Annotated in this window: 24 protein-coding genes and 2 pseudogenes; 6 read left to right on the top strand and 20 right to left on the bottom strand. The window is 69.8% G+C overall.

What is annotated here, in order from left to right:
• The first annotated feature begins 3 nt into the window (after positions 1 to 3).
• From ACFJGX_RS04425 to ACFJGX_RS04405, 5 genes are read left to right on the top strand one after another with little or no spacing between them, the layout of a single operon-like run.
• Positions 4 to 1,740 carry an enoyl-CoA hydratase-related protein gene (locus ACFJGX_RS04425; RefSeq protein ID WP_382322564.1) on the top strand — a complete coding sequence of 579 codons (1,737 nt, stop codon included), beginning with the start codon at positions 4 to 6 and terminating at the stop codon, positions 1,738 to 1,740.
• Positions 1,737 to 3,191: a sigma-54-dependent transcriptional regulator gene (locus ACFJGX_RS04420; RefSeq protein ID WP_382322565.1), complete on the top strand. Its 1,455-nt coding sequence runs from the start codon at positions 1,737 to 1,739 to the stop codon at positions 3,189 to 3,191. The genes ACFJGX_RS04425 and ACFJGX_RS04420 overlap by 4 nt, the downstream gene beginning before the upstream one ends.
• 1 nt (position 3,192) lies before the next feature.
• A complete protein-coding gene (locus ACFJGX_RS04415; protein WP_382322566.1) occupies positions 3,193 to 4,194 on the top strand; it encodes a HupU protein in 1,002 nt (333 codons plus the stop codon).
• The gene (locus ACFJGX_RS04410) at positions 4,191 to 5,648 is read left to right on the top strand and encodes a nickel-dependent hydrogenase large subunit (RefSeq protein ID WP_382322567.1); all 1,458 of its coding nucleotides are present in this window, start codon (positions 4,191 to 4,193) and stop codon (positions 5,646 to 5,648) included. Before ACFJGX_RS04415 ends, ACFJGX_RS04410 begins: the two co-directional genes overlap by 4 nt.
• Complete coding sequence (locus ACFJGX_RS04405) at positions 5,649 to 6,989, top strand: sensor histidine kinase (protein ID WP_382327837.1); 1,341 nt, start codon at positions 5,649 to 5,651, stop codon at positions 6,987 to 6,989.
• Here ACFJGX_RS04405 and fba read toward each other — a convergent pair.
• The 13 genes and pseudogenes from fba to ACFJGX_RS04340 form a co-directional block, all read right to left on the bottom strand.
• Positions 6,980 to 8,018, bottom strand: a pseudogene (gene fba / locus ACFJGX_RS04400) (class II fructose-bisphosphate aldolase). The gene ACFJGX_RS04405 and the pseudogene fba sit on opposite strands and share 10 nt — an antisense overlap.
• 35 nt (positions 8,019 to 8,053) lie before the next feature.
• Positions 8,054 to 9,246: pseudogene (locus ACFJGX_RS04395) on the bottom strand (phosphoglycerate kinase).
• The gene (gap, locus tag ACFJGX_RS04390; RefSeq protein WP_382322571.1) at positions 9,243 to 10,259 is read right to left on the bottom strand and encodes a type I glyceraldehyde-3-phosphate dehydrogenase; all 1,017 of its coding nucleotides are present in this window, start codon (positions 10,257 to 10,259) and stop codon (positions 9,243 to 9,245) included. Before gap ends, ACFJGX_RS04395 begins: the two are co-directional and overlap by 4 nt.
• Positions 10,260 to 10,265: 6 nt before the next feature.
• Positions 10,266 to 10,934 (bottom strand): HAD-IA family hydrolase, encoded by a 669-nt coding sequence (locus ACFJGX_RS04385; protein WP_382322572.1) that lies wholly within the window; start codon positions 10,932 to 10,934, stop codon positions 10,266 to 10,268.
• Positions 10,931 to 13,072 carry a transketolase gene (gene tkt / locus ACFJGX_RS04380; protein WP_382327835.1) on the bottom strand — a complete coding sequence of 714 codons (2,142 nt, stop codon included), beginning with the start codon at positions 13,070 to 13,072 and terminating at the stop codon, positions 10,931 to 10,933. Before tkt ends, ACFJGX_RS04385 begins: the two co-directional genes overlap by 4 nt.
• The gene (locus tag ACFJGX_RS04375) at positions 13,069 to 13,947 is read right to left on the bottom strand and encodes a phosphoribulokinase (RefSeq protein ID WP_382322574.1); all 879 of its coding nucleotides are present in this window, start codon (positions 13,945 to 13,947) and stop codon (positions 13,069 to 13,071) included. Before ACFJGX_RS04375 ends, tkt begins: the two co-directional genes overlap by 4 nt.
• 41 nt (positions 13,948 to 13,988) lie before the next feature.
• Entirely contained in the window at positions 13,989 to 15,077 is a 1,089-nt protein-coding gene (locus ACFJGX_RS04370; RefSeq protein WP_382322575.1) for a class 1 fructose-bisphosphatase, read from the bottom strand.
• Positions 15,068 to 15,829: a ribulose-phosphate 3-epimerase gene (gene rpe / locus ACFJGX_RS04365; protein ID WP_382322576.1), complete on the bottom strand. Its 762-nt coding sequence runs from the start codon at positions 15,827 to 15,829 to the stop codon at positions 15,068 to 15,070. Before rpe ends, ACFJGX_RS04370 begins: the two co-directional genes overlap by 10 nt.
• A 32-nt stretch (positions 15,830 to 15,861) precedes the next feature.
• On the bottom strand, positions 15,862 to 16,632 hold the full coding sequence (locus tag ACFJGX_RS04360; protein ID WP_382322577.1) for an HAD-IA family hydrolase: 771 nt from the start codon (positions 16,630 to 16,632) through the stop codon (positions 15,862 to 15,864).
• Complete coding sequence (gene cbbX, locus ACFJGX_RS04355) at positions 16,625 to 17,488, bottom strand: CbbX protein (protein ID WP_382322578.1); 864 nt, start codon at positions 17,486 to 17,488, stop codon at positions 16,625 to 16,627. Before cbbX ends, ACFJGX_RS04360 begins: the two co-directional genes overlap by 8 nt.
• Positions 17,439 to 17,597 (bottom strand): hypothetical protein, encoded by a 159-nt coding sequence (locus tag ACFJGX_RS04350; protein ID WP_382327833.1) that lies wholly within the window; start codon positions 17,595 to 17,597, stop codon positions 17,439 to 17,441. Before ACFJGX_RS04350 ends, cbbX begins: the two co-directional genes overlap by 50 nt.
• A 20-nt stretch (positions 17,598 to 17,617) precedes the next feature.
• Positions 17,618 to 18,067 (bottom strand): ribulose bisphosphate carboxylase small subunit, encoded by a 450-nt coding sequence (locus tag ACFJGX_RS04345; protein WP_382322580.1) that lies wholly within the window; start codon positions 18,065 to 18,067, stop codon positions 17,618 to 17,620.
• A 27-nt stretch (positions 18,068 to 18,094) separates the two neighbouring features.
• A complete protein-coding gene (locus tag ACFJGX_RS04340) occupies positions 18,095 to 19,564 on the bottom strand; it encodes a form I ribulose bisphosphate carboxylase large subunit (RefSeq protein ID WP_382322581.1) in 1,470 nt (489 codons plus the stop codon).
• 105 nt (positions 19,565 to 19,669) lie between these two features.
• Between ACFJGX_RS04340 and ACFJGX_RS04335 the strand changes: the two genes are divergently transcribed.
• Positions 19,670 to 20,605 (top strand): LysR substrate-binding domain-containing protein, encoded by a 936-nt coding sequence (locus ACFJGX_RS04335; protein ID WP_382322582.1) that lies wholly within the window; start codon positions 19,670 to 19,672, stop codon positions 20,603 to 20,605.
• Between the two features lie 60 nt (positions 20,606 to 20,665).
• On the opposite strand, the gene ACFJGX_RS04330 is transcribed toward ACFJGX_RS04335, so the two are convergent.
• The 7 genes from ACFJGX_RS04330 to ACFJGX_RS04300 all read right to left on the bottom strand — a co-directional run bounded on the left by ACFJGX_RS04330 (position 20,666) and on the right by ACFJGX_RS04300 (position 25,119).
• Entirely contained in the window at positions 20,666 to 21,280 is a 615-nt protein-coding gene (locus ACFJGX_RS04330) for a hypothetical protein (protein WP_382327831.1), read from the bottom strand.
• A 173-nt stretch (positions 21,281 to 21,453) separates the two neighbouring features.
• A complete protein-coding gene (locus ACFJGX_RS04325) occupies positions 21,454 to 22,521 on the bottom strand; it encodes a porin (RefSeq protein WP_382322584.1) in 1,068 nt (355 codons plus the stop codon).
• A 59-nt stretch (positions 22,522 to 22,580) separates the two neighbouring features.
• Complete coding sequence (locus ACFJGX_RS04320; protein WP_382322585.1) at positions 22,581 to 23,558, bottom strand: Bug family tripartite tricarboxylate transporter substrate binding protein; 978 nt, start codon at positions 23,556 to 23,558, stop codon at positions 22,581 to 22,583.
• Between the two features lie 43 nt (positions 23,559 to 23,601).
• Complete coding sequence (locus tag ACFJGX_RS04315) at positions 23,602 to 23,814, bottom strand: alpha/beta fold hydrolase (protein ID WP_382327829.1); 213 nt, start codon at positions 23,812 to 23,814, stop codon at positions 23,602 to 23,604.
• Positions 23,771 to 24,397 (bottom strand): alpha/beta fold hydrolase, encoded by a 627-nt coding sequence (locus ACFJGX_RS04310; RefSeq protein ID WP_382327827.1) that lies wholly within the window; start codon positions 24,395 to 24,397, stop codon positions 23,771 to 23,773. Before ACFJGX_RS04310 ends, ACFJGX_RS04315 begins: the two co-directional genes overlap by 44 nt.
• A 15-nt stretch (positions 24,398 to 24,412) precedes the next feature.
• Complete coding sequence (locus ACFJGX_RS04305) at positions 24,413 to 24,712, bottom strand: alpha/beta fold hydrolase (protein WP_382327825.1); 300 nt, start codon at positions 24,710 to 24,712, stop codon at positions 24,413 to 24,415.
• Entirely contained in the window at positions 24,712 to 25,119 is a 408-nt protein-coding gene (locus ACFJGX_RS04300; protein ID WP_382327823.1) for an alpha/beta fold hydrolase, read from the bottom strand. The genes ACFJGX_RS04305 and ACFJGX_RS04300 overlap by 1 nt, the downstream gene beginning before the upstream one ends.
• Between the last annotated feature and the right edge of the window lies 1 nt (position 25,120).

The raw sequence follows: 25,120 nt of genomic DNA, 5'->3' as shown, positions 1-25,120 counted from the left end.
GCCATGAACGCCCCGGCCCCTGCCGGCCTGCGCATCCTGCTGCTGTGCCACAGCTTCAACAGCCTCACGCAGCGGCTGTTCGCCGAGTTGCGCGCGCGCGGCCACCGGGTGAGCGTGGAGCTGGACATCAACGACCGCGTGACCGAAGAGGCGGTGGCCCTGTTCCAGCCCGAGCTGCTGATCGCGCCGTTCCTGAAGCGCCGCATCCCGGCCAGCGTGTGGCAGGCACTGCCTTGCCTGGTGGTGCACCCCGGCCCGCCGGGCGACCAGGGGCCGAACGCGCTGGACTGGGCGGTGCTGCGCGGCGAGCGCGACTGGGGCGTGACCGTGCTGCAGGCCAACGCCGAGTTCGACGCGGGCCCGGTGTGGGCGCACGCGGCCTTTCCCTTGCGCCAGGCGGCCAAGGGCAGCCTGTACCGGCGCGAGGTCACGCAAGCCGCACTCGCCGCCACGCTGGCCGCCGTGCAGCGCTTTCAAAACGGCGAGCGCTCGGGCGAACCACCGCCGCCCGCGTTATGGCGCCCCGCGATGCGCCAGGCCGACCGCGCCATTCACTGGGCGCAGCACACCACGGCGGAGGTGCTCGCGCGCCTGCGCTGCGCCGACGGCCAGCCCGGCGTGCTCGACGCGCTCTGGGGCCAGGCCTGCCACCTGATGGACGGCCACGCGGCGTCCGGCGCGGCGATGGCGGGTTTCGCGCACGCGGCACCGGGTGAGCTGCTGGCGGTGCGCGACGGCGCGCTGCTTCGCCGCACGCGCGACGGCGGCGTGTGGATCGGCCATGTGCGCCGCGTGGGCGAAGCCGCCGGTTTCAAGCAGGCGGCGGCACAGGCCTTCGCCACCGAGGCCGCCGCCCTGCCCGAGCTGCCCGCGCCGCTGCAACGGCCCGAGGACGAGTGGGGCGAGCTGCGCTACAGCGAGCACGGCCCCGAGGGCGCGCGCGTGGGCTGCCTGCATTTCGACTTCCACAACGGCGCCATGTCCACCGGGCGCTGCGAGCGCCTGCGCGCGGCCTGGCAGGCGGTGCGCGAGCGGCCGGTGAACGTGCTGCTGCTCATGGGCGGCGAGGACTTCTTCAGCAACGGCATCGACCTCAACGCCATCGAGGCCGCCGCCCACCGCAGCGGCGACAGCGCGGCCGACGCCTCGTGGCGCAACATCCAGGCCATGAACGACCTGGCCCTGGCGGTGATCGAGACCACCGACCGCCTCACGGTGAGCCTGCTGCGCGGCAACGCGGGCGCGGGTGGCGCCTTCCTCGCGCTCGCGGCCGACGAGGTGTGGGCGCACGAGGGCGTGGTGCTCAACCCGCACTACAAGAACATGGGCAACCTGTACGGCTCGGAGTACTGGACCTACCTGCTGCCACGCCGCCTGGGCGAGGCCGGTGCGCAGGCGCTCATGCGCCAGCGCACGCCGCTGCGCGCGCTCGACGCCTGGCACCTGACGCTGATCGACCACTGCGACGGAACGGGACGCGAGGGCTTTGAAGACCGTTGTCTGCAGCGCGCGCTGGCGCTCGCGGCCTCCTACAATCTGCCGCAGAGGCTGGCGGCCAAGCAGGCCACCCGCGAGCGCGACGAAGCGCGCCGCCCGCTGGCCCACCACCGCGAACAGGAACTCGCGCGCATGCACCGCAACTTCTACGGCTTCGACCCCAGCTACCACGTGGCGCGCCACCATTTCGTGCACAAGCTGCCGCACGCGTGGACGCCCCGGCATCTGGCCGTGCACCGATGAACGCGCCCTTCCCCACCGACGTGTTGCCCACCGTGCTGGTGGTGGACGATGAGGTGCGCTCGCAGGACGCGATGCGCCGCACGCTGGACGAGGACTTCACCGTGTTCACCGCCAGCAGCGCCGACGAGGCGCGCGGCCTGCTCGAACGCCAGCCGGTGAGCGTGATCCTGTGCGACCAGCGCATGCCCGGCATGACGGGGGTGAGCTTCCTCAAGGAAGTGCGCGAGCGCTGGCCCGATGCGGTGCGCATGGTGATCTCGGGCTACACCGACAGCGAAGACATCATCGCCGGCATCAACGAGGCCGGCATCTACCAGTACATCCTCAAGCCCTGGGCGCCCGACCACCTGCTGGACTCGGTGCGCAACGCGGTCGAAGCGCAGGCCCTGCAGCGCCAGACCAGCCGACTCGACCTGGAGCTGCGCACCAGCACCGGCGTGCTGCGCCAGCGCACCGCCACGCAGATCGACCGCGCGCGCGCCAGCTTCGGTTTCGACCGCCTGGTGCGCGCCCCCGGCAGCCCGCTGGACGGCGTGTGCGCGATGGCGCAGCGCGTGGCGCGCTACGACCTCTCGGTGCTGGTGCTCGGCGAATCGGGCACCGGCAAGGAGCTGCTGGCGCGCGCGATCCACTACGCCTCGCCGCGCCTGACCGGCCCCTTCGTGGTGGAGAACTGCGCCGCCATTCCCGACACGCTGCTGGAGTCCGAGCTGTTCGGCCACAAGCGCGGCGCCTTCACCGGCGCGTACGAAGACCACCCCGGCCTGTTCCAGCGCGCGCACGGAGGCACGGTGTTCCTCGACGAGATCGGCGAGACCTCGCCGGCCTTCCAGGTGAAGCTGCTGCGCGTGCTGCAGGAAGGCGAGGTGCGGCCCGTGGGCGGCGCGCGCCCGGTGCCGGTGGACGTGCGCGTGATCGCCGCCACCCACCGCGACCTGGAGCAGCGCGTGCGCGAAGGCCTGTTCCGCGAAGACCTGTACTACCGCCTCGCGGGCGTGAGCATCACCGTGCCGCCGCTGCGCGAGCGCGCGGCCGACATCGCGCCCATCGCCCGCCAGCTGCTGCAGGACGTGGCGCGCGAACTCGGCCACCCCGGCGCCACCCTGCCCGACGCCACGCTGGCCTGTCTGCTGGCCTACCCCTGGCCCGGCAACATCCGCGAGCTGCGCAACGAGATCGCGCGCGCGCTCGCGCTGCAGGACGGCAGCGCGCTTGACGCCGCCGCGTTTTCGGGGCGCGTGCTGCAGGGCCATGGCAATGGCGGTGACGACCTGCAGGCCGCGCTGCCCACCAGCGGCACCCTGGCCGAGCGGCTGGACGTGATCGAAGCCATGGTGCTGCGCGAGACGCTGCAGCGGCACCGCTGGAACAAGACCCGCGTGGCGCAGGAGCTGGGCCTCTCGCGCGTGGGCCTGCGCGGCAAGATGCAGCGCCTGGGATTGGAGAAATGACATGGCACTGAACGTCCTGTGGTTGCAATCCGGTGGGTGTGGTGGCTGCAGCATGTCGCTGCTGTGCGCCGACACCACCGACTTCCAGGGCCACCTGCGCGACGCGGGTGTGAACCTGCTGTGGCACCCCTCGCTCTCGATGGAAAGCGGCGACGAGCTGCTGGACCTGCTGGACGCGGTGCTCGATGGCCGCACGCGGCTCGATGCGCTGTGCGTGGAAGGCTCACTGCTGCGCGGGCCCAACGGCACCGGCCGCTTCCACATGCTGGCCGGCACGCAGCTGCCGATGATCGAATGGGTGAAACGCCTGAGCGCGCGCGCCAAGCACGTGCTGGCCGTGGGCAGTTGCGCGGCCTGGGGCGGCATCACGGCGGGCGGCGACAACCCCACCGACGCCTGCGGCCTGCAGTACGAGGACGACGAAGCCGGCGGCCTGCTGGGCGCAGCCTTCCGCTCGGCCAGCGGCCTGCCGGTGATCAACATCGCGGGCTGCCCCACGCACCCGAGCTGGGTGATCGACACGCTGATGGCGCTGGCCGCCGACGGCTTCGGCGCCGGCGAGCTCGACCCGCTGAACCGCCCGCGCTTCTACGCCGACCAGCTGGTGCACCACGGCTGCACGCGCAACGAGTACTACGAGTTCAAGGCCAGCGCGGAAAAACCGTCGGACCTGGGCTGCATGATGGAGCACATGGGCTGCAAGGGCACGCAGGTGCACGCCGACTGCAACACGCGGCTGTGGAACGGCGAAGGCTCGTGCACGCGCGGGGGTTATGCCTGCATCGCCTGCACCGAGCCCGGCTTCCAGGAGCCGGGCCACCCCTTCCACGAAACGCCCAAACTCGCCGGCATCCCCATCGGCCTGCCCACCGACATGCCCAAGGCCTGGTTCGTCGCGCTGGCCTCGCTCTCCAAGAGCGCCACGCCCAAGCGCGTGAAGCACAACGCCGTGGCCGACCACCTGGTGGTGACGCCGGCCATCCGGAAGACCCGCCTCAAATGAGCCGTCTTCTGGTCGGTCCTTTCAACCGCGTCGAGGGTGATCTCGAAGTCCAGCTCGACGTGCAGGGCGACCGTGTGGCCTCGGCCCAGGTCAACGCCACCATGTACCGGGGTTTCGAGCAGATCCTGCAGGGCAAGGCGCCGCACGACGCGCTGGTGTACGTGCCACGCATCTGCGGCATCTGCTCGGTGTCGCAGTCGGTCGCCTCGGCGCGCGCGCTGGCCGCGCTCGGCGGCATCACCATGCCGGCCAACGGCCAGCACGCGAGCAACGTGATCCTGGCGACCGAGAACCTGGCCGACCACCTCACGCACTTCTACCTGTTCTTCATGCCGGACTTCACGCGCCCGGTGTACGCGGCCCACGCCTGGCACGCCGAGGCGGTGCGCCGCTTCGCGCCGAACCATGGCGAGCAGGTGCGCGCGGCCACCGCCGCGCGGCAGCGCTGGCTCACGCTGCTGGGCACGCTGGGTGGCAAGTGGCCGCACACGCAGTCCATCGAGCCGGGCGGCTCCACGCGGCCGATCGACGCGGCCGAACGCGTGCGCCTGCTCTCGCGCGTGCGCGAGTTCCGCGCCTTCCTGGAGCGCCAGCTGTTCGCCACGCCGCTGGAGGCCGTGACCGCCATCGCCACCGAAGACGCGCTGTGGGACTGGCACGCGCGGGACCCGCTGGGCGGCGACCTGCGCTTTTTCCTCACGCTGGTGCGCGACCTGCAACTGCAGACCCTGGGCCCCGGCCCGGGGCGTTACCTGAGCTACGGCGCCTACGCCCAGCCCGAGGGCGGCTTCGCCCTGCCCGGTGGCGTGTGGCGGGCAGACACCGCGCGGCTCGACGCGGTGGACGCGGCGGCCATCACCGAGGACGCCACGCACGCCTGGCTGGCCGACGGCGCCGGCCCGCTGCACCCACTGGTGGGGCAGACGAAACCCGACCCCGACAAGGCGCGCGGCTACACCTGGAACAAGGCGCCGCGCCTGGCCGGCGAGGTGGTGGAGACCGGCGCGATCGCGCGCCAGCTCGCGGCCGGCCACCCGCTGGTGCGCGACGCCGTGGCGCGGCACGGCGGCAACGTCTACACCCGCGTGCTGGCGCGCGCGCTCGAACTCGCGCGCGTGGTGCCGCTGATGGAGGACTGGCTGGGCGCGCTGCGGCCCACCGAGCCATTCTGCGTGCCCTCGGACCTGCCCGACGAGGGCAGCGGCATGGGCCTGTCGGAAGCGGCGCGCGGCAGCCTGGGCCACTGGGTGGTGGTGCGGCGCGGGCGCATCGCCAACTACCAGATCGTCGCGCCCACGAGCTGGAATTTTTCGCCGCGCGACGCCGCCGGCACGCCCGGCGCGCTGGAGCAGGCGCTGGTGAACGCGCCGGTGCGCGAGGGCGAGAAGACGCCGGTGGCCGTGCAGCACATCGTGCGCTCCTTCGACCCCTGCATGGTCTGCACGGTGCACTAGATGCGCACGAAAAAAGCGCGCGCCAAGAGTCCCTTGCCCACCGTGCCGATGGAGGGCGTGGACGAGTCCACCTGGATGGACGTGATCCAGAAGATGGACGAGGTCTACACCCGCCTGATCGACGACGAGGTGGAGCTGGAGAAGAAGAACACCGAGCTGGAGCAGTCGCAGCAGTTCATCTTCAGCGTGCTGACCTCGATGTCGGACGTGCTGGTGGTGTGCGACGCGAACGGGGTGATCGAACAGGCCAACGCGGCGCTGTGCGAGCTGACCGGCCGCCCCGAGGAACAGCTCAGCGGCACGCCGCTGTACGCCTTGCTGGCCGACGACGCGAGCCGGGAGCTGGCGCGCGCGGCCATGGAGAAGGCCGACGCGCCGCGCGCGGGCGAGGCGATCGAGCTCAACCTGCTGGACCGCCAGGGCCAGGCCGTGTCGGTGGACGCGAACTGCACGCCGCGCATCGGCGACAAGGGCCGGCGCGTGGGCACGGTGTGGGTGGGCCGGCCCACGGCCGAACTCAAGCGCGCGTACCACGAGATGCGCGCCGCGCACGAGGCCCTCAAGCGCACGCAGCAGCAGCTGCTGCACTCGGAGAAGATGGCCTCGCTGGGCCAGCTGGTGGCGGGCGTGGCGCACGAGCTCAACAACCCGATCAGCTTCGTGCTGGGCAACGTGCACGCGCTCAGCAAGTACAGCGAACGGCTGCGCACCTACCTGGCCGCGATGCACGCGCACGAGCCCGAGGCGGTGCTGGACGAGATGCGGCGCAAGCTGCGCATCGAGCACCTGCTGGCGGACCTGCCTTCGCTGATCGAGGGCACGCTGGAGGGCGCGCAGCGCACGGCCGACATCGTGCACGGGCTCAAGCGCTTCTCGGCCATGGACTCGGAAGAGCGCAAGCCGGTGAACCTGGTGGAGGTGATCGAGCGCGCGATCCACTGGGTGCAGAAGGGCCGCTCGGCCCCGGTGGAGGTGCAGTGGCAGGCCGGCGAGACCTGCACCGTGATGGGCAGCGCGGGCCAGCTGCAGCAGGTGATGATGAACCTGCTGCAGAACGGCTTCGACGCCGTGGGCCAGCGCGAGGCGCCGCGCATCGTGGTGTCGCTGGAGCGCGCGGACGGCACCGTGCGCGTGGCGCTGCGCGACAACGGCCCGGGCATCCCGCCCGAGCACCTGCTGCGCATCTTCGACCCCTTCTTCACCACCAAGCCGGTGGGCAAGGGCACCGGCCTGGGCCTGTCGATCAGCTACGGCATCGTGGAGCAGCACGGCGGGCGGCTGAGCGCGCGCAACGTCGAGGGCGGCGGCGCGGAGTTCGTGCTGGAACTCCCTCAGGCATAGGCCTCGGCCATCGCGTCCAGCGGCACCGGTTTCATCTTGCCGGCCTGCCCTGCGCTGCCGAAGGCCTCGAAGCGCTCGCGGCACACGCCGCGCGCGGCCTTCTTCGCCGCCAGCAGCGCCTTGCGCGGGTCGAACTCGCTGCGCTCTTTGGCGAAGGTCTGGCGCATGGCACCGGTCATCGCCAGGCGGATGTCGGTGTCGATGTTGACCTTGCGCACGCCGTTCTGGATGCCGCGCCGGATCTCTTCCACCGGCACGCCGTAGGTTTCCTTGATGTCGCCGCCGTGCTCGCGGATGATGGCCAGCCACTCCTGCGGCACGCTGGAGCTGCCGTGCATCACCAGGTGGGTGTTGGGCACGCGGGCGTGGATGGCGGCGATGCGGTCGATCGCGAGGATGTCGCCGGTGGGCTGGCGCGTGAACTTGTAGGCGCCGTGGCTGGTGCCGATGGCGATGGCCAGCGCGTCCACGCCGGTGCGGCGCACGAAGTCCTCGGCCTGCTCGGGGTCGGTGAGCATCATGTCGTGCGTGAGCTTGCCCACCGCGCCCACGCCGTCTTCTTCGCCGGCCTCGCCGGTTTCGAGCGAACCGAGGCAACCGAGTTCACCTTCCACCGACACACCGACGGCGTGCGCGAGCTCGCAGACGCGGCGCGTCACCGCGAGGTTGTAGTCGTAGGTGGCGGGCGTCTTGCCGTCCTCGCGCAGGGAGCCGTCCATCATCACGCTGGTGAAGCCCGAGCGGATGGACTGCATGCACACGGCCGGCGTGGCGCCGTGGTCCTGGTGCAGCACCACGGGCAGGTCCGGGTGGGCTTCCACCGCCGCCAGCACCATGTGGCGCAGGTAGGCCTCGCCCGCGTACTTGCGCGCCCCCCGCCGAGGCCTGCAGGATCACCGGGCTGTCGGTCTCCTGCGCGGCCTCCATGATGGCCAGGATCTGTTCGAGGTTGTTGACGTTGAAGGCGGGCACGCCGTAGCCGTGTTCGGCCGCGTGGTCCAGCACCTGGCGAAGGGAAACGAGCGCCATGGGAAAGCTCCTGGGTGAAGTGAAAAGGAAAAAAATCAGGCCGCGCGGCGTTCGAGGACCTCGAAGGCCGGCAAGGTCTTGCCTTCGAGCACCTCGAGGAAGGCGCCACCGCCGGTGGAGATGTAGCCCACGTCCTTCTCGATGCCGTACTTGGCGATGGCCGCCAGCGTGTCGCCACCGCCGGCGATGCTGAACGCGCTGCTCTTCGCAATGGCGTCCGCGATGGCCTTGGTGCCGCCCTCGAAGGCCGCGAACTCGAACACCCCCACCGGGCCGTTCCACACGATGGTGCCGGCCTGCATCAGCTGCGCCGCCAGCTTGGCTGCCGTCTCGGGGCCGATGTCCAGGATCAGGTCGTCGTCCGCCACCTCCGTGGCCTTCTTCACCGTGGCCGGCGCGTCGGCCGCGAAGGCCTTGGCCGTGACCACGTCGGTGGGGATCGGCACTTCGGCGCCGCGCGCCTTCATGGCCTCGATCACCGCCTTGGCCTCACCCACCAGGTCGGCCTCGGCCAGGCTCTTGCCGATCTTGAGGCCGGCCGCCAGCATGAAGGTGTTGGCGATGCCGCCGCCCACGATCAGGTTGTCCACGTTGTTCGCCAGGCTCTTGAGGATGGTCAGCTTGGTGCTGACCTTGCTGCCGGCCACGATCGCACCAGCGGGCGCTTCGGGGCCGCGAGGGCCTTGGCAATCGCGTCCATCTCGGCGGCCAGCAGCGGGCCGGCCGAGGCGATGGGCGCGGTCTCGGCGATGCCGTAGGTCGTGCCTTCGGCGCGGTGGGCGGTGCCGAAGGCGTCGTGCACGAAGATGTCGCACAGGGCGCCGAGCTTCTTCGCCAGTTCGGGGCTGTTCTTCTTCTCGCCCACGTTGAGGCGGCAGTTCTCCAGCAGCACGACTTCGCCGGGAGCGACCGAGAAGTCGCCGTCGATCCAGTTGGCGACCAGGCGCACCGGGCGGTCCAGCAGCTCGCCCAGGCGCGCGGCCACGGGGGCCAGCGAGTCCTCGGGCTTGAAGGCGCCTTCGGTGGGGCGGCCCAGGTGGCTGGTGACCATCACGGCCGCGCCGGCGTCCAGCGCCAGCTGGATGGCCGGCAGGCTCGCGCGGATGCGCGTGTCTTCGGTGATGCGGCCGGCGCCGTCCTGCGGCACGTTGAGGTCCGCCCGGATGAAGATCCGCTTGCCGCGCGCGAAGCCGCTCGCGCACACGTCGCCGAAACGCAGCGCGCTCATGCGAAACCGCCCACGACGCGCGCCATCTCCAGGCACTTGTTGGAGTAGCCCCACTCGTTGTCGTACCAGCTCACGACCTTGATGAAGGTCTTGTCCAGCGCGATGCCGGCGTCGGCATCAAAGATCGAGGTGCGCGTGTCGCCCCGGAAATCCGTCGCCACCACCTTGTCCGTCGTGTAGCCCAGCACGCCCTTCAAGGCGCCTTCGCTCTGCGCCTTCATCTCCGCGCAGATCTCTTCGTACGTCGCGTCCTTGTTCAGCTCCACCGTCAGGTCCACCACCGACACGTCGCTGGTCGGCACCCGGAAGCTCATGCCCGTGAGCTTCTTGTTGAGCTCGGGAATCACCACGCCCACGGCCTTGGCCGCGCCCGTGCTGCTGGGGATGATGTTCTCCAGGATGCCGCGGCCACCGCGCCAGTCCTTGTTGCTCGGGCCGTCCACCGTCTTCTGCGTGGCCGTGGCCGCGTGCACCGTGGTCATCAGGCCGCGCTTGATGCCCCACTTGTCGTTGAGCACCTTGGCGATCGGCGCCAGGCAGTTGGTGGTGCACGAGGCGTTGGAGATGATGGCCTCGCCCTTGTAGGTCTTGTCGTTGACGCCGAAGACGAACATCGGGGTGTCGTCCTTGGAGGGGGCCGAGAGGATGACCTTCTTCGCGCCCGCGTCCAGGTGCTTCTGGGCCGTGACCTTGTCCAGGAACAGGCCGGTCGATTCGATGACGACGTCGGCGCCGACTTCGTTCCATTTGAGGTTGGCGGGGTCGCGCTCCTGCGTCAGGCGGATCTTCTTGCCGTTGACGATCAGGGTGTTGCCCTCGACCTTGACTTCGCCCTTGAAGCGGCCGTGCACGCTGTCGTACTGCAGCATGTAGGCCAGGTAGTCGGGCTCGAGCAGGTCGTTGATCGCCACCACTTCAATGTCTTGGAAGTTCTGGATGGCGCTGCGCAGCACGTTGCGGCCGATGCGGCCGAAGCCGTTGATGCCGAGGCGGAGGGGAGCTTTCTGTGTCATGGGGGTTCAGTTCAGCAGGGCGGAGAGGTCGGGAATGACGCGGTCGGGCGCGCAGGCGGTGATGGGCTCGCCCATGTTGTAGCCATAGGGCAGGGCCCAGACGCGCACACCGGCGTTGCGCGCGGTGGCCACGTCGATGGACGAATCGCCCACGAAGAGCGCGCGCTCGGGCGGCACCTGGAACAGCGCCAGGCAGCTGTGGATGCCGGCCGGATCGGGCTTTTTGGTGGGCAGGGTGTCGCCGCTGATCACACGGTGAAACAGGGGCGCGAGGCGGTGCGCGTCCATCACGGTGGCGGTGTAGCGGCTTTCCTTGTTGGTGACCACGGCGAGTTTCACGCCGCGTTCGCGCAGGGCGGTGAGGGTTTCGCGCACCTGGGGGTAGAGCTGGCTGCGCGTGCCGCAGCGGCGCTGGTAGTGGCGGTCGAACTCGGCGGCGATCAGCGGCAAGGCGCTGCTGGCGCGCACTGCGGCCACCTCGGTCTTGCCGGCCGAGGCCAGGGCCTGGATCAGCAGCTCGCGCGTGCCGTGGCCGATCCAGCGCTCCACCTGCACCGGCGAGACGGCGGGCAGGTCGAAGCGCACCAGGGTGTCGTTGACGGCGTCGCCGATCTCGCCGGCGGTGGCGACCAGCGTGCCGTCGAGGTCGAACATCGCCAGGTCGATGGCGCTCATGGTGAAACCTCCGTGCTGCGCACTGCGGTGCGAGCTGGCTTGGGGCGGCCCGGCGCGGCGCTCATGCGGCCTCCGCCTCGATGCCGGCCCGCACACGGGGGGCGCGGATGCAGCAGCGCGCGCACCTCGTCGGCCACGCGCGCCGCGGTGATGCCGAAGTGCGCGTACAGGTCTTTCGCGGGAGCCGATTCGCCGAAGCTGCTCATGCCCACGACACGGCCCGTGCGGCCTACGTACTTGCGCCAGAAGTCGGGGTGCGCGGCCTCCACCGCCACGGCGGGCAGCGCGGGCGGCAGCACGGCGTCCTGCCAGGCGGTGTCCTGCCGGTCGAACACGCTGGTGCTGGGCATGGAGATCACGCGCACGGCGATGCCCTCGGCCGCGAGCGCGGTCTGCGCCTGCAGGGCCAGCACCGTTTCGGAGCCGGTGGCGAGGATGAGGGCCTGCGCGCCCGGCATGTCCGAGAGCACGTAACCGCCGCGCTGGATGGCGGTGGCGCGGGTCTCGTCGCCCAGCGGCGGCAGGTTCTGGCGCGAGAGCGCGAGCGCGGTGGGGCCGTCGCGGCGCTGCAGGGCGTGGGCCCAGGCCACGGCGGTTTCCAGCGCATCGCCGGGTCGCCACACGTCCAGCCCCGGGATGAGGCGCAGGCTGGGCACGTGCTCCACCGGCTGGTGGGTCGGGCCGTCTTCGCCCAGGCCGATGGAATCGTGCGTGAAGACGTGGATCACCTGCAGCTTCATCAGCGCGGCCATGCGCACGGCGTTGCGGCTGTAGTCGCTGAAGGCGAGGAAGGTGCCGCCGTAGGGAATGAAGCCGCCGTGCAGGGCCAGGCCGTTCATGATCGCGGCCATGCCGAACTCGCGCACGCCATAGCTCAGGTGGTTGCCGCCGGTGAAGCGGCCGGCCTTGTCGGGGCCGGCGGTGACGCAGCCCTTGAAGTTCGTGAGGTTGGAGCTGGTGAGGTCGGCGCTGCCACCGAAGATTTCGGGCAGTTGCGGCGCCAGGGCGTCGAGCGCGAGCTGGCTGGCCTTGCGCGTGGCGATGGCGTCGGTGCGCCGGCCCAGGGCCGCGACGAGCGCGGGCAGGCCGTCGGCGAAACCCTCGGGCAGTTCGCCGACCAGGCGGCGGTGAAACTCGGCGGCCTCGGCCGGGTAGGCCTCGCGGTAGGCGGCGAAGCGCGCCTGCCAGTCGGCTTCGAGCGCGTGGCCGCGTTCGGTGGCGTTCCAGGCGGCGGCGATGTCGGCCGGGATCTCGAACGGCGCGGCGGTCCAGCCCAGGGCCTCGCGCGTGGCCTGCACTTCGGCCGCACCGAGCGCGGCGCCGTGCACGTCGTGGCTGCCCTGTTTGTGGGGCGCGCCCTTGCCGATGATGGTCTTGCAGCAGATCAGCGTGGGCTTGCCTTCGGCCTGTGCGCTGGCGCTGCGCGCGCGGCGCAGCGCCGCGTCGATCGCGCCGGGGTCGTGGCCGTCCACCGTGACCACCTGCCAGCCGTAGGCGGCGAAGCGGCGCGGCGTGTCGTCGGTGAACCAGCCCTGCACGTGGCCGTCGATGGAGATGCCGTTGTCGTCGTAGAGCGCCACCAGTTTCGACAGGCGCAGCGTGCCGGCGAGCGAGCACGCTTCGTGGCTGATGCCTTCCATCAGGCAGCCGTCGCCCAGGAACACGTAGGTGTGGTGGTCCACGATGGCGTGGCCCGGCCGGTTGTACTCGGTGCGCAGCAGCTTCTCGGCCAGCGCCATGCCGACGGCGTTCGCCAGGCCCTGGCCGAGCGGGCCGGTGGTGGTTTCCACGCCGGGCGTCACACCGACCTCGGGGTGACCGGCGGTCTTGCTGTGCAGGCGGCGGAACTGGCGCAGGTCGTCCATCGACAGGTCGTAACCCGTGAGGTGCAGCAGCGCGTAGAGCAGCATGGAGCCGTGGCCGTTGGAGAGCACGAAGCGGTCGCGGTCGAACCAGTTCGGGTTGGCCGGGTGGTGGCGCAGGTGGCGGTTCCACAGCACCTCGGCGATGTCGGCCATGCCCATGGGCGCGCCGGGGTGGCCGGACTGCGCGGCCTCCACCGCGTCCACCGAGAGCAGGCGGATCGCGTTGGCCATGCGGCGCGCGAGGTCGAGGTTCGGGGGTTGGCGCGCGCTCATGCGAACGCCCTTTGTTTGCGCTCCATCATGCGCCAGATGAAGGGCGTGAAGATCAGCTGCATCGCCAGCTCCATCTTGCCGCCGGGCACCACGATGGTGTTGGCGCGCGACATGAAGGAGTCGTGCACCATGCTCAGCAGGTACTGGAAGTCGATGCCCTTGGGCTTGGCGAAGCGGATCACGACGAAGCTCTCGTCGGGCGCCGGGATCTCGCGCGCGATGAAGGGGTTGGAGGTGTCCACGCAGGGCACGCGCTGGAAGTTGACGTGCGTGTGCGCGAACTGCGGGCAGATGTAGTTCACGTAGTCGGGCATGCGGCGCAGGATGGTGTCGGTGACGGCCTCGGTGCTGTAGCCGCGCTTGGACTTGTCGCGCCAGAGCTTCTGGATCCATTCGAGGTTGATCACGGGCACGACACCGATGAGCAGGTCGGGGTGCTGGGCGATGTTGACTTCGGGCGTGACCACGGCGCCGTGCAGGCCTTCGTAGAACAGCAGGTCGGTGTCCTGGGGCAGCTCCTGCCAGGGCGTGAAGGTGCCGGGCGCCTGTTTCCAGGGCGCGGCCTCTTCGGCGTCGTGCAGGTACTTGCGCGACTGGCCGGTGCCGCTGCGGCCGTAGCTGGCGAACAGCGCCTCCAGCTCGGGGAACAGGTTGTTCTCGGGGCCGAAGTGGCTGAAGTGGCCGTTGCCCGCGCGCTCGGCCTCGGCCTGGCGCAGCTTCATTTGCTGACGGTCGTGGCGGTGGAAGCTGTCGCCTTCGATGATGGCGGCGGTGACGCCTTCGCGGCGGAAGATGTTCTCGAAGGTGCGGGTGACCGAGGTGGTTCCCGCGCCCGACGAGCCGGTGATGGCGATGATGGGGTGGCGCTCAGACATGGTGATGTCCCGTGGAGTTGAAGAATCGGTGCCAGCGCAGGTCAGACGCGGAACAGGCTGCGCTCGTGGAACAGGGGGTTGTCCAGGTCTTTGCGCGCCGGCGGCTCGGCGTGGTAGCGCTCGATGCGCTCGACCTCGTGCTTCGAGCCGAACACCAGGCCGATGCGCTGGTGCAGGCCGTCGGGCTGCACGCCCAGCATGGGCACGCGCCCGGTGCTGGCGCGGCCGCCGGCCTGCTCCATGATGAATCCGATGGGGTTGGCCTCGTACAGCAGGCGCAGGCGGCCGGGCTTGGCGGGGTCCTTGCTGTCGCGCGGGTAGAGAAAGACACCGCCGCGCATGAGGATGCGGTGCGCCTCGGCCACCATGCTGGCGATCCAGCGCATGTTGAAGTCCTTGGCGCGCGGGCCGGTCTTGCCGGCCAGGCACTCGTCCACGTAGCGCTTGACCGGCGCTTCCCAGAAGCGGCTGTTGGAGGCGTTGATGGCGAACTCCTGCGTGTCGGCGGGCACGGTGAGCTCGGGGTGGGTGAGCATGAACTCGCCCAGGTTGGGGTCGAGGGTGAAGCCGGTCACGCCGTTGCCCACGGTGAGCACGAACATGGTGGTGGGGCCGTAAAGCGCGTAGCCGGCGGCCACCTGCTGCGTGCCGGGCTGCAGGAAGTCGGCCTCGGTGACTTCGCGGTCCTCGCTGGCCGGCGCGCGCAGCACCGAGAAGATGCTGCCCACGGAGACGTTCACGTCGATGTTGCTGGAGCCGTCGAGCGGGTCGAACACCAGCAGGTACTTGCCGCGCGGGTAGGTGCCCGGGATCTGGTACGGCGCGTCCATTTCCTCGGAGGCCATGCCCGCGAGGTGGCCGCCCCACTCGGTGATGCGCAGAAAGTAATCGTTGCTCAGCACGTCCAGCTTCTTCTGCGTCTCGCCCTGCACGTTGACCGAGCCGCCGGCGGCGGCGGCGTGGTTGCCCAGCACGTCGCCCAAAGCCCCGAAAGCGACGGCGCGCGCGATGGCCTTGCAGGCCATCGCCACGTCGAGAATGAGGGCGTTGAAATCGCCGCTGGCTTCGGGGAAGCGGCGGCGTTCTTCGATGAGGTACTGGGTGAGGGTCTTGCGGCCGGTCAGTGGCATGGCGTGGTTCTCCGCGGGGCGTTGCTGGAATGGAAGTCCGGGGTGGTGGCGGCGTGGCGCATCGCGCTCATGACGCCGTGGTAGCCGCCCGCCGCGTCGGCGGCGCCGAAGATGGCGCTGCCGGCCACGCAGATGTCGGCGCCGGCCTGGACGATCTCGCCGATGTTGTCCAGCTTCACGCCGCCGTCCACCTCCAGCCAGATCGGCTGGCCGCCGGTGGCGGTGTGGGCGTCGATGCGGCGGCGCGCCTCGCGCAGCTTGTGCAGGGTGTGGGGAATGAAGGCCTGGCCGCCGAAGCCCGGGTTCACGCTCATGAGCAGCACCAGGTCCAGTCTGTCCATGACGTGCTCCATCCAGGCCAGCGGCGTGGCGGGGTTGAGCGCGAGGCCGGCCTTGCAGCCGTGCGCGCGGATCAGCTGCAGCGTGCGGTCCACGTGGCGCGAGGCCTCGGGGTGGAAGGTGATGCAGTTGGCGCCGGCCTTGGCGAACAGCGGGACCAGCGCATCCACCGGCTCCACCATGAGGTGCACGTCGATGGGGATCTGCACGTGCGGGCGAATGGCTTCGCAGACCTGCGGGCCGATGGTGAGGTTGGGCACGTAGTGGTTGTCCATCACGTCGAAATGCACGAAGTCGGCGCCGGCGGCTTCGATGGCGCGCACCTCCTCGCCCAGGCGCGCGAAGTCCGCCGAGAGGATGGAGGGCGCCAGGCGCACGCTGGGCGACGGGGTGAACTTGGGCGGGCGGGACATCGTGGGGCGACTCTGTGTTGGAAAAAAGAAGCTCAGGCCGACTCGAACAGCGTGGTGCCGGCGTGCCAGCGCCGCAGCGCCTCCACCGTGACCCAGCGCTGCTCCATGCCGGCCACGCCGCTGGGCAGCAGCTGGTCCACGTCGCCCAGGTGGGGCAGCACGAGCAGGGCGTCGTCGAAGCGGTGGTCGGCCGTGTGCACGGTGGGCGTGACCAGGGTCTGCAAGCCGGCGTCGGTGGCCGCGCGCAGGCCGTTGGCCGAGTCCTCGAAAGCGAGGCAGGCGCTGGCCGGCAGCCCCAGCGTGGCGAGCACCTGCTGGTACACCTGCGGGTCGGGCTTCTTGCGCGGCGCGGTGGACGCGTCGCCGATGGCGGCGAAGTGGCGTTTCCAGTCCGGGCCCAGCGGGGTGCGCAGCAGGGCGTCGATATTGGCCGGCGTGGTGGTGGTGGCGATGGCCAGGCGCAGGCCGCTGGCCAGGGCTTCGCGCATGAGCCGCAGCACGCCGGGGCGCAGCGCGAGCTGGCCGCCGCTCACGCGGTTTTCGTAGAGGCGCGTCTTGATGGCGTGCACGCGCTCGATGGTGGCTTGCGCGGCCTGGCCGCCGGCCACGTCGGGCTCGACCATGCGCCAGTGGTGGGCGATGCGCTCCTTGCCACCCGAGACCTGCAGCAGGCGGATGTAGGTGGCGTCGTCCCAGTGCCAGCCCAGGCGCACCTCGGCGAAGGCGGCGTTGAAGGCGGCGCGGTGCGCGGCCTCGGTGTCGGCCAGGGTGCCGTCCACGTCGAAGATGAGGGCCTCAAGCATGGCCGGCCCCTTCGGTGTCGCTGAACAGGCGGCTGGCCAGGATGTCGGGCGCCTGCAGCGTGGTGAGTTCTTCGGCCGTGAGCTCGCGCTGCGGCTGCGCGAACAGGCGGCTGGCCTGGCGCAGGCGCGCGCGGTCCAGCGCGTTGCGCACGCTGCGCGCGTTGGCGAAATGGGGTTGCTGCAGGCGCAGGCCCAGGTAGCGCTCGAAGGCCTCGGCGGCCTCGGGGCTGAAGCGGTAGTTCTGCTCGGCCAGCATCTGGCGCGAGATCCGCATCAGTTCGTCGGCCGAGTAGTCCGGGAACGCCAGGTGGTGCGCGATGCGCGAGCGCATGCCGGGGTTGGACTGGAAGAAGGTGTTCATGCGGTCCTCGTAGCCGGCGAGGATCACCACCAGGTCGTCGCGGTGGTTCTCCATCACCTGCAGCAGGATCTCGATCGCCTCCTGGCCGTAGTCGCGCTCGTTCTCGGGGCGGTAGAGGTAATACGCCTCGTCGATGAACAGCACGCCGCCCATGGCCTTCTTGAGCACCTCGCGCGTCTTGGGCGCGGTATGGCCGATGTACTGGCCCACCAGGTCGTCGCGCGTGACGGCCACCAGATGGCCTTTGCGCACATAGCCCAGGCGGTGAAGGATCTGCGCCATGCGCAGGGCCACCGTGGTCTTGCCGGTGCCGGGGTTGCCCGAGAAACACATGTGCAGGCTGGGCGGCTGCGAGGGCAGGCCCAGGCCGGTGCGCAGCTTGTCGATGACGAGCAGCGCGGCGATGTCGCGCACGCGCGCCTTGATGGGCGCCAGGCCCACGAGCTCATCGTCCAGCTCCTGCAGCACGGCCTCGACCTGCGTGTCGGCCAGCACGGCACCGACCGAGCGCGCGGGCGGTGTGCGCAGCCGATGCCGCCGCGGTGGTCACGGCGGCATCGGTGGACAGCGGCGGCGGCGTGCTGCCGGGGATGAGGTACGACATGGCGGCGCGCTCCCCGGTGATCAGGCGGCGGTGTCGCGGTAGCGTTCACCCTCGGGGCGGTCGGCACCGTAGCCGCGCGTGGTGTAGCGCAGGCTGCGGCCGTTGACTTCCTGGCGCTCCAGCATGAAGCCGGGCTCGCTGGCCGGGCGGTTGACGATGAAGCTCATGGCGATGGTCTCGACGTTGCGCGTCGAATCGAAGGCCATCAGGCGGATGTAGTGGCGCGGGAAGGCCTTGCGGCAGGCCTGCAGCTCCTCCAGCACGCCGGCGGCGTCGTGCAGGTCGAACATGGGGTTGCCGTACATCGACCAGTAGGTATTGCGCGGGTGCGGGTCGTCGGTGTATTCCACGCTCCAGGCGTAGCCGCGCTTGAGGCCGTATTCGATCTGCGCGGTGATTTCCGGGTCCGTGAGGTCGGGCAGGAAGCTGAACTGGCCTTGCGTGATGCGGCCGGTGGCGTTGGTCATCATGGTGTGCGGTCCTCGAAGTGAATGGGTTCAGGCCATCGCGGGCGTCGCGACGTAGTCGCTGCTGTCCGTGCTCTGGTAGTTGAAGCTGATCTCGCCCCAGGTATCGAGCGCGGCCTTGAGCGGGCTGCAGTGCTGCGCGGCCTGCTTGAGGATGGAAGGGCCTTCCTGCAGCAGGTCGCGCCCTTCGTTGCGCGCCTTCACCATGGCTTCGAGCGCCACGCGGTTCGCCACCGCGCCGGCCTGGATGCCCATGGGGTGGCCGATGGTGCCGCCGCCGAACTGCAGCACCACGTCGTCGCCGAAGAGCTCGATCAGCTGGTGCATCTGGCCGGCGTGGATGCCGCCCGAGGCCACGGGCATGACCTTCTTGAGGTCGGCCCAGTCCTGGTCGAAGTAGAGGCCGCGCGGCAGATCGGTCTTGGTGTAGCTGTCGCGGCAGACGTTGTAGTAGCCCTGCACGGTGAGCGGGTCGCCTTCGAGCTTGCCGACGGCGGTACCGGTGTGCAGGTGGTCGCAGCCCGCCAGGCGCAGCCACTTGGCGATCACGCGGAAGCTCACGCCGTGGTTCTTCTGCCGCGTGTAGGTGCCGTGGCCCGCACGGTGCATGTGCATGATCATGTCGTTCTTGCGACACCAATTGGCGATGCTCTGGATCGCGGTGTAGCCGATCACCAGGTCCACCATCACGATCACCGAGCCCAGCTCTTTCGCGAACTCGGCGCGCTCGTACATGTCTTCCATGGTGGCGGCGGTCACGTTCAGGTAGCTGCCCTTGACTTCACCGGTCTCGGCGCTGGCCTTGTTGACCGCGTCCATCACGAACAGGAAACGGTCGCGCCAGTGCATGAAGGGTTGCGAGTTGATGTTCTCGTCGTCCTTCATGAAGTCCAGCCCGCCCTTGAGGCCTTCGTAGACCACGCGGCCGTAGTTGCGGCCCGAGAGGCCCAGCTTGGGCTTGGTGGTGGCGCCCAGCAGCGGGCGGCCGAACTTGTCCAGGCGCTCGCGCTCGACCACCAGGCCGGTGGGCGGGCCCTTGAAGGTCTTCACGTAGGCCACGGGAATGCGGATGTCTTCCAGCCGCGCGGCCTTCAGCGGCTTGAAGCTGAAGACGTTGCCGATCAGGCTCGCCGTCATGTTGGCGATGGAGCCTTCCTCGAACAGGATCAAGTCATACGCCACCCAGGCGAAGTACTCGCCCGGGCGGTTGGGCACGGGCTGCACCTTGTAGGCCTTGGCGCGGTAGCTGTCGCAGGCGGTGAGGCGGTCGGTCCACACCACTGTCCAGGTGGCCGTGCTCGACTCGCCGGCCACGGCGGCCGCGGCCTCCTCGGGGTCCACGCCATCCTGCGGGGTGATGCGGAACAGGCACAGCGTGTCCGTGTCCTTGGGCACGTAGTCGGGCATCCAGTAGCCCATCTGCTTGTACTTGAGCACGCCCGCGCTGTAGCGCTTCTTGGCGTCGGTGATCTCGGTTGAACCAGTGGGGGCGTTGCTCATCGGTGGCTCCAAAAGTGGGGTTTGTCTGGGGTGGAGCGGACTGTAGATTTCGGATTGAATAAAGTAAATTCACGATTTTTAGAAGTTCGATTAAGGAATTGCTGAATGAAGAACGCCACCTTTCGGCAGCTGCGGGTCTTCAGCGAGGTGGCGCGCCACCTCAGCTTCGCGCGCGCGGCGCAGGTGCTGCACCTCACGCCGCCGGCGGTGACGATGCAGGTGAAGGAACTGGAAGGGCACGTGGGCATGCCGCTCTTCGAGCGCAACGGCCGCAAGGTGGCGCTGACCACCGTGGGCGAGTACATGCTGGTCTACGCGAGGAAGGTGCTGGCGACGCTGAAGGACGCGGAGGACGCGGCCGCGCGGCTGCAGAAGCTGGAGACCGGCACGCTGGTGATCGGCATGGTGAGCACGGCCAAGTACTTTTTGCCGCACCTGCTGGCCGAGTTCCGGCGCGAGCATGGCCGCATCGACATCCGCCTGGCGGTGAGCAACCGCGAGCAGCTGGTGAAGATGCTGCATGCCAACGAGGTGGACATCGCCATCATGGGCCGCCCGCCCAAGGAACTGGCGACGCGCGCCGAGCCCTTCGCGGCGCACCCGCACGTGTTCGTGGCGCCGGTGGACCACCCGCTCGCGCACGCGGGCCATGTGCCGGCGGCGCTGCTGCGGGAATACGACTTCATCGTGCGCGAGCAGGGCTCGGGCACGCGCGCGGCGCTGGAGAAATTCCTGGCCGACGAGCACGTGGAGCTGCGCGTGATCATGGAGATGGCCAGCAACGAGACCATCAAGCAGGCCGTGATGGCCGGCATGGGCCTGAGCTTTCTGTCGCTGCACACCATCGGCCTGGAGCTGAGCAACCAGCTCATGACCGTGCTGGACGTGGAGGGCGCGCCGGTGGTGCGCGCCTGGAACGTGGTGCACACGCAGTCCAAGCTGCTGTCACCGGCGGCGGAGGCGTTCCGCTACTTCGTGCTGGAGCGCGGGGAGGCGTATCTGGCGGAGAGTTTTCCCGCCCCACCGCCGCCCGCGCGCTGATGGGGTTTGAAGCGGCCCAGGCCGATCAGGACACCCGCCGGTCGTGGGAGCCCACCTCGATCACCCACCGGATGCCTTCTTCGCCCAGGTGGGTTTCGAAGGTGTCCAGCAGCCGGTCGTACCGGTCGACCGCCTCCGCATCACCACGCCGCAAAGCCGCGGCACGGACTGGCACACCTTCGCAGTTTTTCGGCCAGCAGCAGCGCCTGGAGTTCCCGGGGCTTCAGGCTGTCTTTCAACCACTCCAGCGCGAAGCCATGGAGATGGAACTGCTCGGCCGTCCCCCCACAACAGCACCTGGTGAAGGGCTTGGGCGTTCGTCGCGCACTGACGGGGATCGCGGAGTGCCTCGATCGTCTTGCACAGCAACTTCGAGGCTTGCACGGCCTCTTCGATGGACATCGTCTGCCGAAGCTGGGGATGCTTGTTCAGATAGGCGAACCATTCCAGGCCAGGCTCATGGTTGCCCCATTTCGCCTGCACGTTCCGCGCTTTCTCCAGCATCATCCCGCGCTGCATCGCGTCCTGGGCGAAGTACTGGCGAGCGTGGTCGAAGCTCAAGGGGGTCTCGGAACGGTCCTCTTCCAGGAACTGGACGGTGTCGGGGCTGTAGTTGTAGTAGTCGCGGGCAGCCTCCAGGTTGAAGCTCGGAGTCGGATGGGAGATCGGGTTCATTCTGAAAAAAAAGTCGGTAAGCAAACGGGAAACGTCGATTCCCTCGACCGTGCAGGCGCACGGCCGAGGGAACCACGGCAAAAGTGCGGCGCGGCGTGAATTGGTTCATTCAGGACATTTCATCCCGCGGACCGCCATGCCCCGTCGTCTCCCCTGGGCTTCGACCGTCGATCTCAGAAGTGGTGGCGCAGGCCCACTTCGTAGCCACTGGAGCTGGTGCCGGGCGCATTGCCGGCCGGGCCGCCCGAGATGGCGAAGGTGGCCCGCCCTTTGTTGGAGACGTGGCCGGCGTTCACGTACACGGCCGTGCGTTTGGAGAGGTTGTGCACATAACCCACCGCGAAGCGCTGGGCGTCGTCGGCGGCGATGCTGGCGCCCGCCGCGTCCCGGCCGCTCTGGTCCACCTTGACGTAGGAGGCCTTGATCACCCCCACGCCCACCGGCACGCTGAGGCCGACCAAGAGCGCCTTGTGCTTGGAGCCCAGGTAGGCCGATTGCGTGAAGCTGCCCGAGAGGATGGCCCCGCCGAAGTGGTACGAGGCGCGCGCGCCCGATTGTTTGAACTGCGCGTTGGTCGCGTCGATGCGGGTGTTGCCGTAGAAACCGCCGACGTCGAACGGGCCCGCCGCGTAGCCCAGGCGCGCCCCGTGGTAGTCGTAGCTGCCCTGCGCGTTGCCCTCCTCGCCCGGCGCGACCATGAGCTGCCCGTACACCCCGCCCAGGTTGGTGGGCAGGAGGTATTGCAGGGCATTGTTGGAACGCGACAAGGTGGTGGCGCCCGCGCCGAAGGCCCGGCGCAGCGCGACGGAGGGGGCCGAGGCCCACATGTTGATCGCGCCACCCACGCCGACCACCACGAAGGGGTCGGTGCCGGCCCAGGACAGGAAGGCCGGGTTCCAGTCGCGGCCGAGCCGCACTTCACCCCAGGGGCCAGCCAGGCCGACGGTGGAGCGGCGGTCGAAGAACTGGTTGCTCACGGCGGAGGTGCCGGTGTCGGCGTTGAAGGCGCCTTCCAGCCAGAAACTGGCTTTCAGGCCGCTGCCCAGGTCTTCCACGCCGCGCAGGATGAAGCGCGAGGTGGAGTTGCTGCCACTGGCCAGGGAGGTCAGCGAGCCTTGTGAGTTGGTGCTGTGGCGCACCGCGGCGTCCACCACGCCGGTGAGCGTGACGTTGGATTGGGCGCTCGCGCCGGCGCCGAGCGCGCACAGCACCGCGCCAGCCAGCAGCTGGTTGCATGTCATTGGTTTGTCTCCGGGGGAAAAGGAAGGGGAAGTGAAACGGGCGCGGCTGCGCCCTGGCATCAGTCGAGCTTCACGCGGCCCGACTTGATGATCCTGTCGAACTGCACGATCTCGCGCGCCGTGACGGCGCTGAGTTCCTGCGGCGTGCTGCCGATCGCGCTGTAGCCCTGCCCCTCGAGCAGCTTCTGCACCGAGGGTTGTTTCAGGGCCGCGGCGAAGGCGCTGTTCAGTTTTTCCGTGACACCGGCAGGCAGACCGGCCGGGCCGAAGTAGGCGAGCCAGCCGGAGGCGGCCACGCCGTCCACACCCAGTTCCTTGAGCGTGGGCACGTCGGGGAACAGGCGCCAGCGCTCTTCGCCCGAGGTGGCGATGACGAGCAGCTTGCCGCTGTCCACGTAGGGTTTGACGCTGCCGCTGATGAGCACGAACTGGACCTGCCCGCCGAGCAGGTCGGTCACGGCCGGCGCTTCGCCCTTGTAAGGCACATGGACCGCCTTGATGCCGGCCGCCTCCAGGATGGTCTCCGACCAGAGGTGGGAGCTGGTGGCGTTGCCCGCCGAGCCGTAGGCCATCTCACCCTTGAGCGAGCGCGCGTAGGCCACGAAGTCCTTGAAGTTGCGCGCGGGGATGCGGTGCGGGTTGATGGCCAGCCCGACCTCGGTGCGCACGGCGATGGTGATGGGCGTGATCTGCCGGTTCAGGTCGGCGTAGCGCGGGTCGGTGACGGGCAGCAGGGACAGGGTGGCGGGCACGCCCAGGCCGATGGTGTAGCCGTCTTTCGGCGCGCGCACGATGGCGTCGGTGCCGATGCGGCCGCTGGCCCCGGTGCGGTTGTCCACCACCACCGTCTGGCCCAGGGTCTTGCTGACTTCGGCGGCCAGGGAGCGGGTGACGTTGTCGGCGAAGCCCCCGGGCGGGTACGGCACGATGAGGGTGATGGGCTTGCTCGGCCAGGTGTCGGCCATCGCCAGGTGGGGCAGCACCGCGAGCGCGGCCATGGCCGCCAGGCGGCCCAGGGTCTTGTGAAGGGGGCTCATGGAAACGGTCTCCGTTCTTGTGGGGGGCGATGATGGGCGTCGGTCAGTGCGCGGGGGCCGTGCGGCCGAGGAAGGACAGCAGCACCTGGTGGTACTCGTCGGGCCGCTCGGCCCAGCCGAAGTGGGCCACGCCTTTCATCTCGTGGTACTCGCCCCGCTTGAGCAGGCCGGCCATGCGGCGCATCACCGCAGCGGGGCAGGTCTCGTCGAGTTCACCGGCGATGCACAGCGTGGGCGCGGCGATGCGCGACAACACGTCTTCTTCGAGGTAGGCGGCCGTGGCCTGGATGGCTTTCTGGAAACCGGCAGCGTTCATGAGGCGGACGTTGTGCAGCACGTGGTCGATGGCGGGGCCCTGCGCGCCCGGTCCCATCATCGAGCGCAGCATTTCGGGCGCGTAGTCCGCGATGGCGCGGCCCTGTGTCAGGGGCGCCACGGCGCGTGGCCAGGAAGTTGGCCTGCCATTCAGGGCCCGAGTGGTTGAAGGTGTGCGCGGTGGCCGAGAGCACCAGCGCCTGCACACGGTCGGGAAAGAGGTCCGCCGTTTTCTGCGCCACCATGCCGCCCATGCTGTGGCCGAGCACCACGTTGCGCCCCGTGCTGGTCGCGCCGATCAGGCGGCCGGCCACGCGCGCCATGTCGGTCATGCTGAGGGTGTCGGGCACCGGGCTGGTGCCGTAGCCGGGCGCGTCCCAGGCCACGACGCGGTAGCCGGCCTGGTTGAGCGCCTGCGTGGTGCAGCGCCAGTATTCCTTGGCGCCGTAGGCACCGTGCAGCAGGTAGACCGTGGTCGGCCCTTCGCCCGACACCAGGTAGTCGGGCAGCTCATAGGTTCGCATGTCGGGATCCTTGGTTCAAAGAGAGGACGTGGCGGCGACCCAGCGCGCCAGATGGGCCGCCAGCGCCTCGGGCTGCTCCAGGGGAAGCAGGTGGCCGGCGCCGGGCACGGTGTGGAATTCGGCCCCCGGAATGCCCTGCGCGAGCGCGCGCTGGTGCTCGGGCGCGAACAGCTTGTCGTGCGAGCCGGCGACGATCAGCGTGGGCACGCGGCCGTCGAGCAAGGCGCCGCGCTCGGGCCGCGCGAGGCTGGCTTCCTGGTGCGCCATGAAGCGCTCGGCGCCGTAGGCGGCCACCATGGCCGTGCGCCGCTGCATCAGCAGCGCATCGCCCAGGCTGTCGGGGTGGAAGGCGGCCGCGGTCTGCGCCGCGACCAGCTGGGCGTCGCACCGTTCGCCGCCGTGTCAATGGCCTGGCGGCGCGCGGCGGCCTGTGCCGCCGTGTCGGCCTGGGGCCCACTGCAGACCAGGCCCAGGCCGCTCAGGCGCTCGGGGGCCAGCGCCCGCATGGCCAGCGCGACGTAACCCCCGAAGGAGAAGCCGACGAGGTGAAAACGCGCGGGCAGCGTCTTGAAGAGCGCGGAGGCGATCGCGTCGACGTCGGCCAGGGCCGGCAGTTCGGGCGTGTGGACCGCGAGGGTGGAAGGCAGGGCGCTTCGCACGCCATCGAAGACCGCGGCGGTGGTGTTCAGGCCGTGCAGGAGCACGAGGGGATGCGAGGGCATG

Source organism: Hydrogenophaga sp. UC242_50, from assembly GCF_042697355.1.
Lineage (GTDB): Bacteria > Pseudomonadota > Gammaproteobacteria > Burkholderiales > Burkholderiaceae_C > Hydrogenophaga.
The sequence above is the reverse complement of the archived record's forward strand: the minus strand, read 5'-3'. Positions and strand labels throughout refer to the sequence as shown.

What these genes read in the sequence shown, in the direction of transcription:
- ACFJGX_RS04425 (WP_382322564.1), top strand. Translation starts at nt 4, where the DNA reads ATGAACGCCCCGGCCCCTGCCGGCCTGCGCATCCTGCTGCTGTGCCAC.
- ACFJGX_RS04420 (WP_382322565.1), top strand. Translation starts at nt 1,737, where the DNA reads ATGAACGCGCCCTTCCCCACCGACGTGTTGCCCACCGTGCTGGTGGTG.
- ACFJGX_RS04415 (WP_382322566.1), top strand. Translation starts at nt 3,193, where the DNA reads ATGGCACTGAACGTCCTGTGGTTGCAATCCGGTGGGTGTGGTGGCTGC.
- ACFJGX_RS04410 (WP_382322567.1), top strand. Translation starts at nt 4,191, where the DNA reads ATGAGCCGTCTTCTGGTCGGTCCTTTCAACCGCGTCGAGGGTGATCTC.
- ACFJGX_RS04405 (WP_382327837.1), top strand. Translation starts at nt 5,649, where the DNA reads ATGCGCACGAAAAAAGCGCGCGCCAAGAGTCCCTTGCCCACCGTGCCG.
- gap (WP_382322571.1), bottom strand. Translation starts at nt 10,259, where the DNA reads ATGACACAGAAAGCTCCCCTCCGCCTCGGCATCAACGGCTTCGGCCGC.
- ACFJGX_RS04385 (WP_382322572.1), bottom strand. Translation starts at nt 10,934, where the DNA reads ATGAGCGCCATCGACCTGGCGATGTTCGACCTCGACGGCACGCTGGTC.
- tkt (WP_382327835.1), bottom strand. Translation starts at nt 13,072, where the DNA reads ATGAGCGCGCGCCAACCCCCGAACCTCGACCTCGCGCGCCGCATGGCC.
- ACFJGX_RS04375 (WP_382322574.1), bottom strand. Translation starts at nt 13,947, where the DNA reads ATGTCTGAGCGCCACCCCATCATCGCCATCACCGGCTCGTCGGGCGCG.
- ACFJGX_RS04370 (WP_382322575.1), bottom strand. Translation starts at nt 15,077, where the DNA reads ATGCCACTGACCGGCCGCAAGACCCTCACCCAGTACCTCATCGAAGAA.
- rpe (WP_382322576.1), bottom strand. Translation starts at nt 15,829, where the DNA reads ATGTCCCGCCCGCCCAAGTTCACCCCGTCGCCCAGCGTGCGCCTGGCG.
- ACFJGX_RS04360 (WP_382322577.1), bottom strand. Translation starts at nt 16,632, where the DNA reads ATGCTTGAGGCCCTCATCTTCGACGTGGACGGCACCCTGGCCGACACC.
- ACFJGX_RS04350 (WP_382327833.1), bottom strand. Translation starts at nt 17,597, where the DNA reads ATGTCGTACCTCATCCCCGGCAGCACGCCGCCGCCGCTGTCCACCGAT.
- ACFJGX_RS04345 (WP_382322580.1), bottom strand. Translation starts at nt 18,067, where the DNA reads ATGATGACCAACGCCACCGGCCGCATCACGCAAGGCCAGTTCAGCTTC.
- ACFJGX_RS04340 (WP_382322581.1), bottom strand. Translation starts at nt 19,564, where the DNA reads ATGAGCAACGCCCCCACTGGTTCAACCGAGATCACCGACGCCAAGAAG.
- ACFJGX_RS04335 (WP_382322582.1), top strand. Translation starts at nt 19,670, where the DNA reads ATGAAGAACGCCACCTTTCGGCAGCTGCGGGTCTTCAGCGAGGTGGCG.
- ACFJGX_RS04330 (WP_382327831.1), bottom strand. Translation starts at nt 21,280, where the DNA reads ATGAACCCGATCTCCCATCCGACTCCGAGCTTCAACCTGGAGGCTGCC.
- ACFJGX_RS04325 (WP_382322584.1), bottom strand. Translation starts at nt 22,521, where the DNA reads ATGACATGCAACCAGCTGCTGGCTGGCGCGGTGCTGTGCGCGCTCGGC.
- ACFJGX_RS04320 (WP_382322585.1), bottom strand. Translation starts at nt 23,558, where the DNA reads ATGAGCCCCCTTCACAAGACCCTGGGCCGCCTGGCGGCCATGGCCGCG.
- ACFJGX_RS04310 (WP_382327827.1), bottom strand. Translation starts at nt 24,397, where the DNA reads ATGCGAACCTATGAGCTGCCCGACTACCTGGTGTCGGGCGAAGGGCCG.
- ACFJGX_RS04305 (WP_382327825.1), bottom strand. Translation starts at nt 24,712, where the DNA reads ATGCAGCGGCGCACGGCCATGGTGGCCGCCTACGGCGCCGAGCGCTTC.
- ACFJGX_RS04300 (WP_382327823.1), bottom strand. Translation starts at nt 25,119, where the DNA reads ATGCCCTCGCATCCCCTCGTGCTCCTGCACGGCCTGAACACCACCGCC.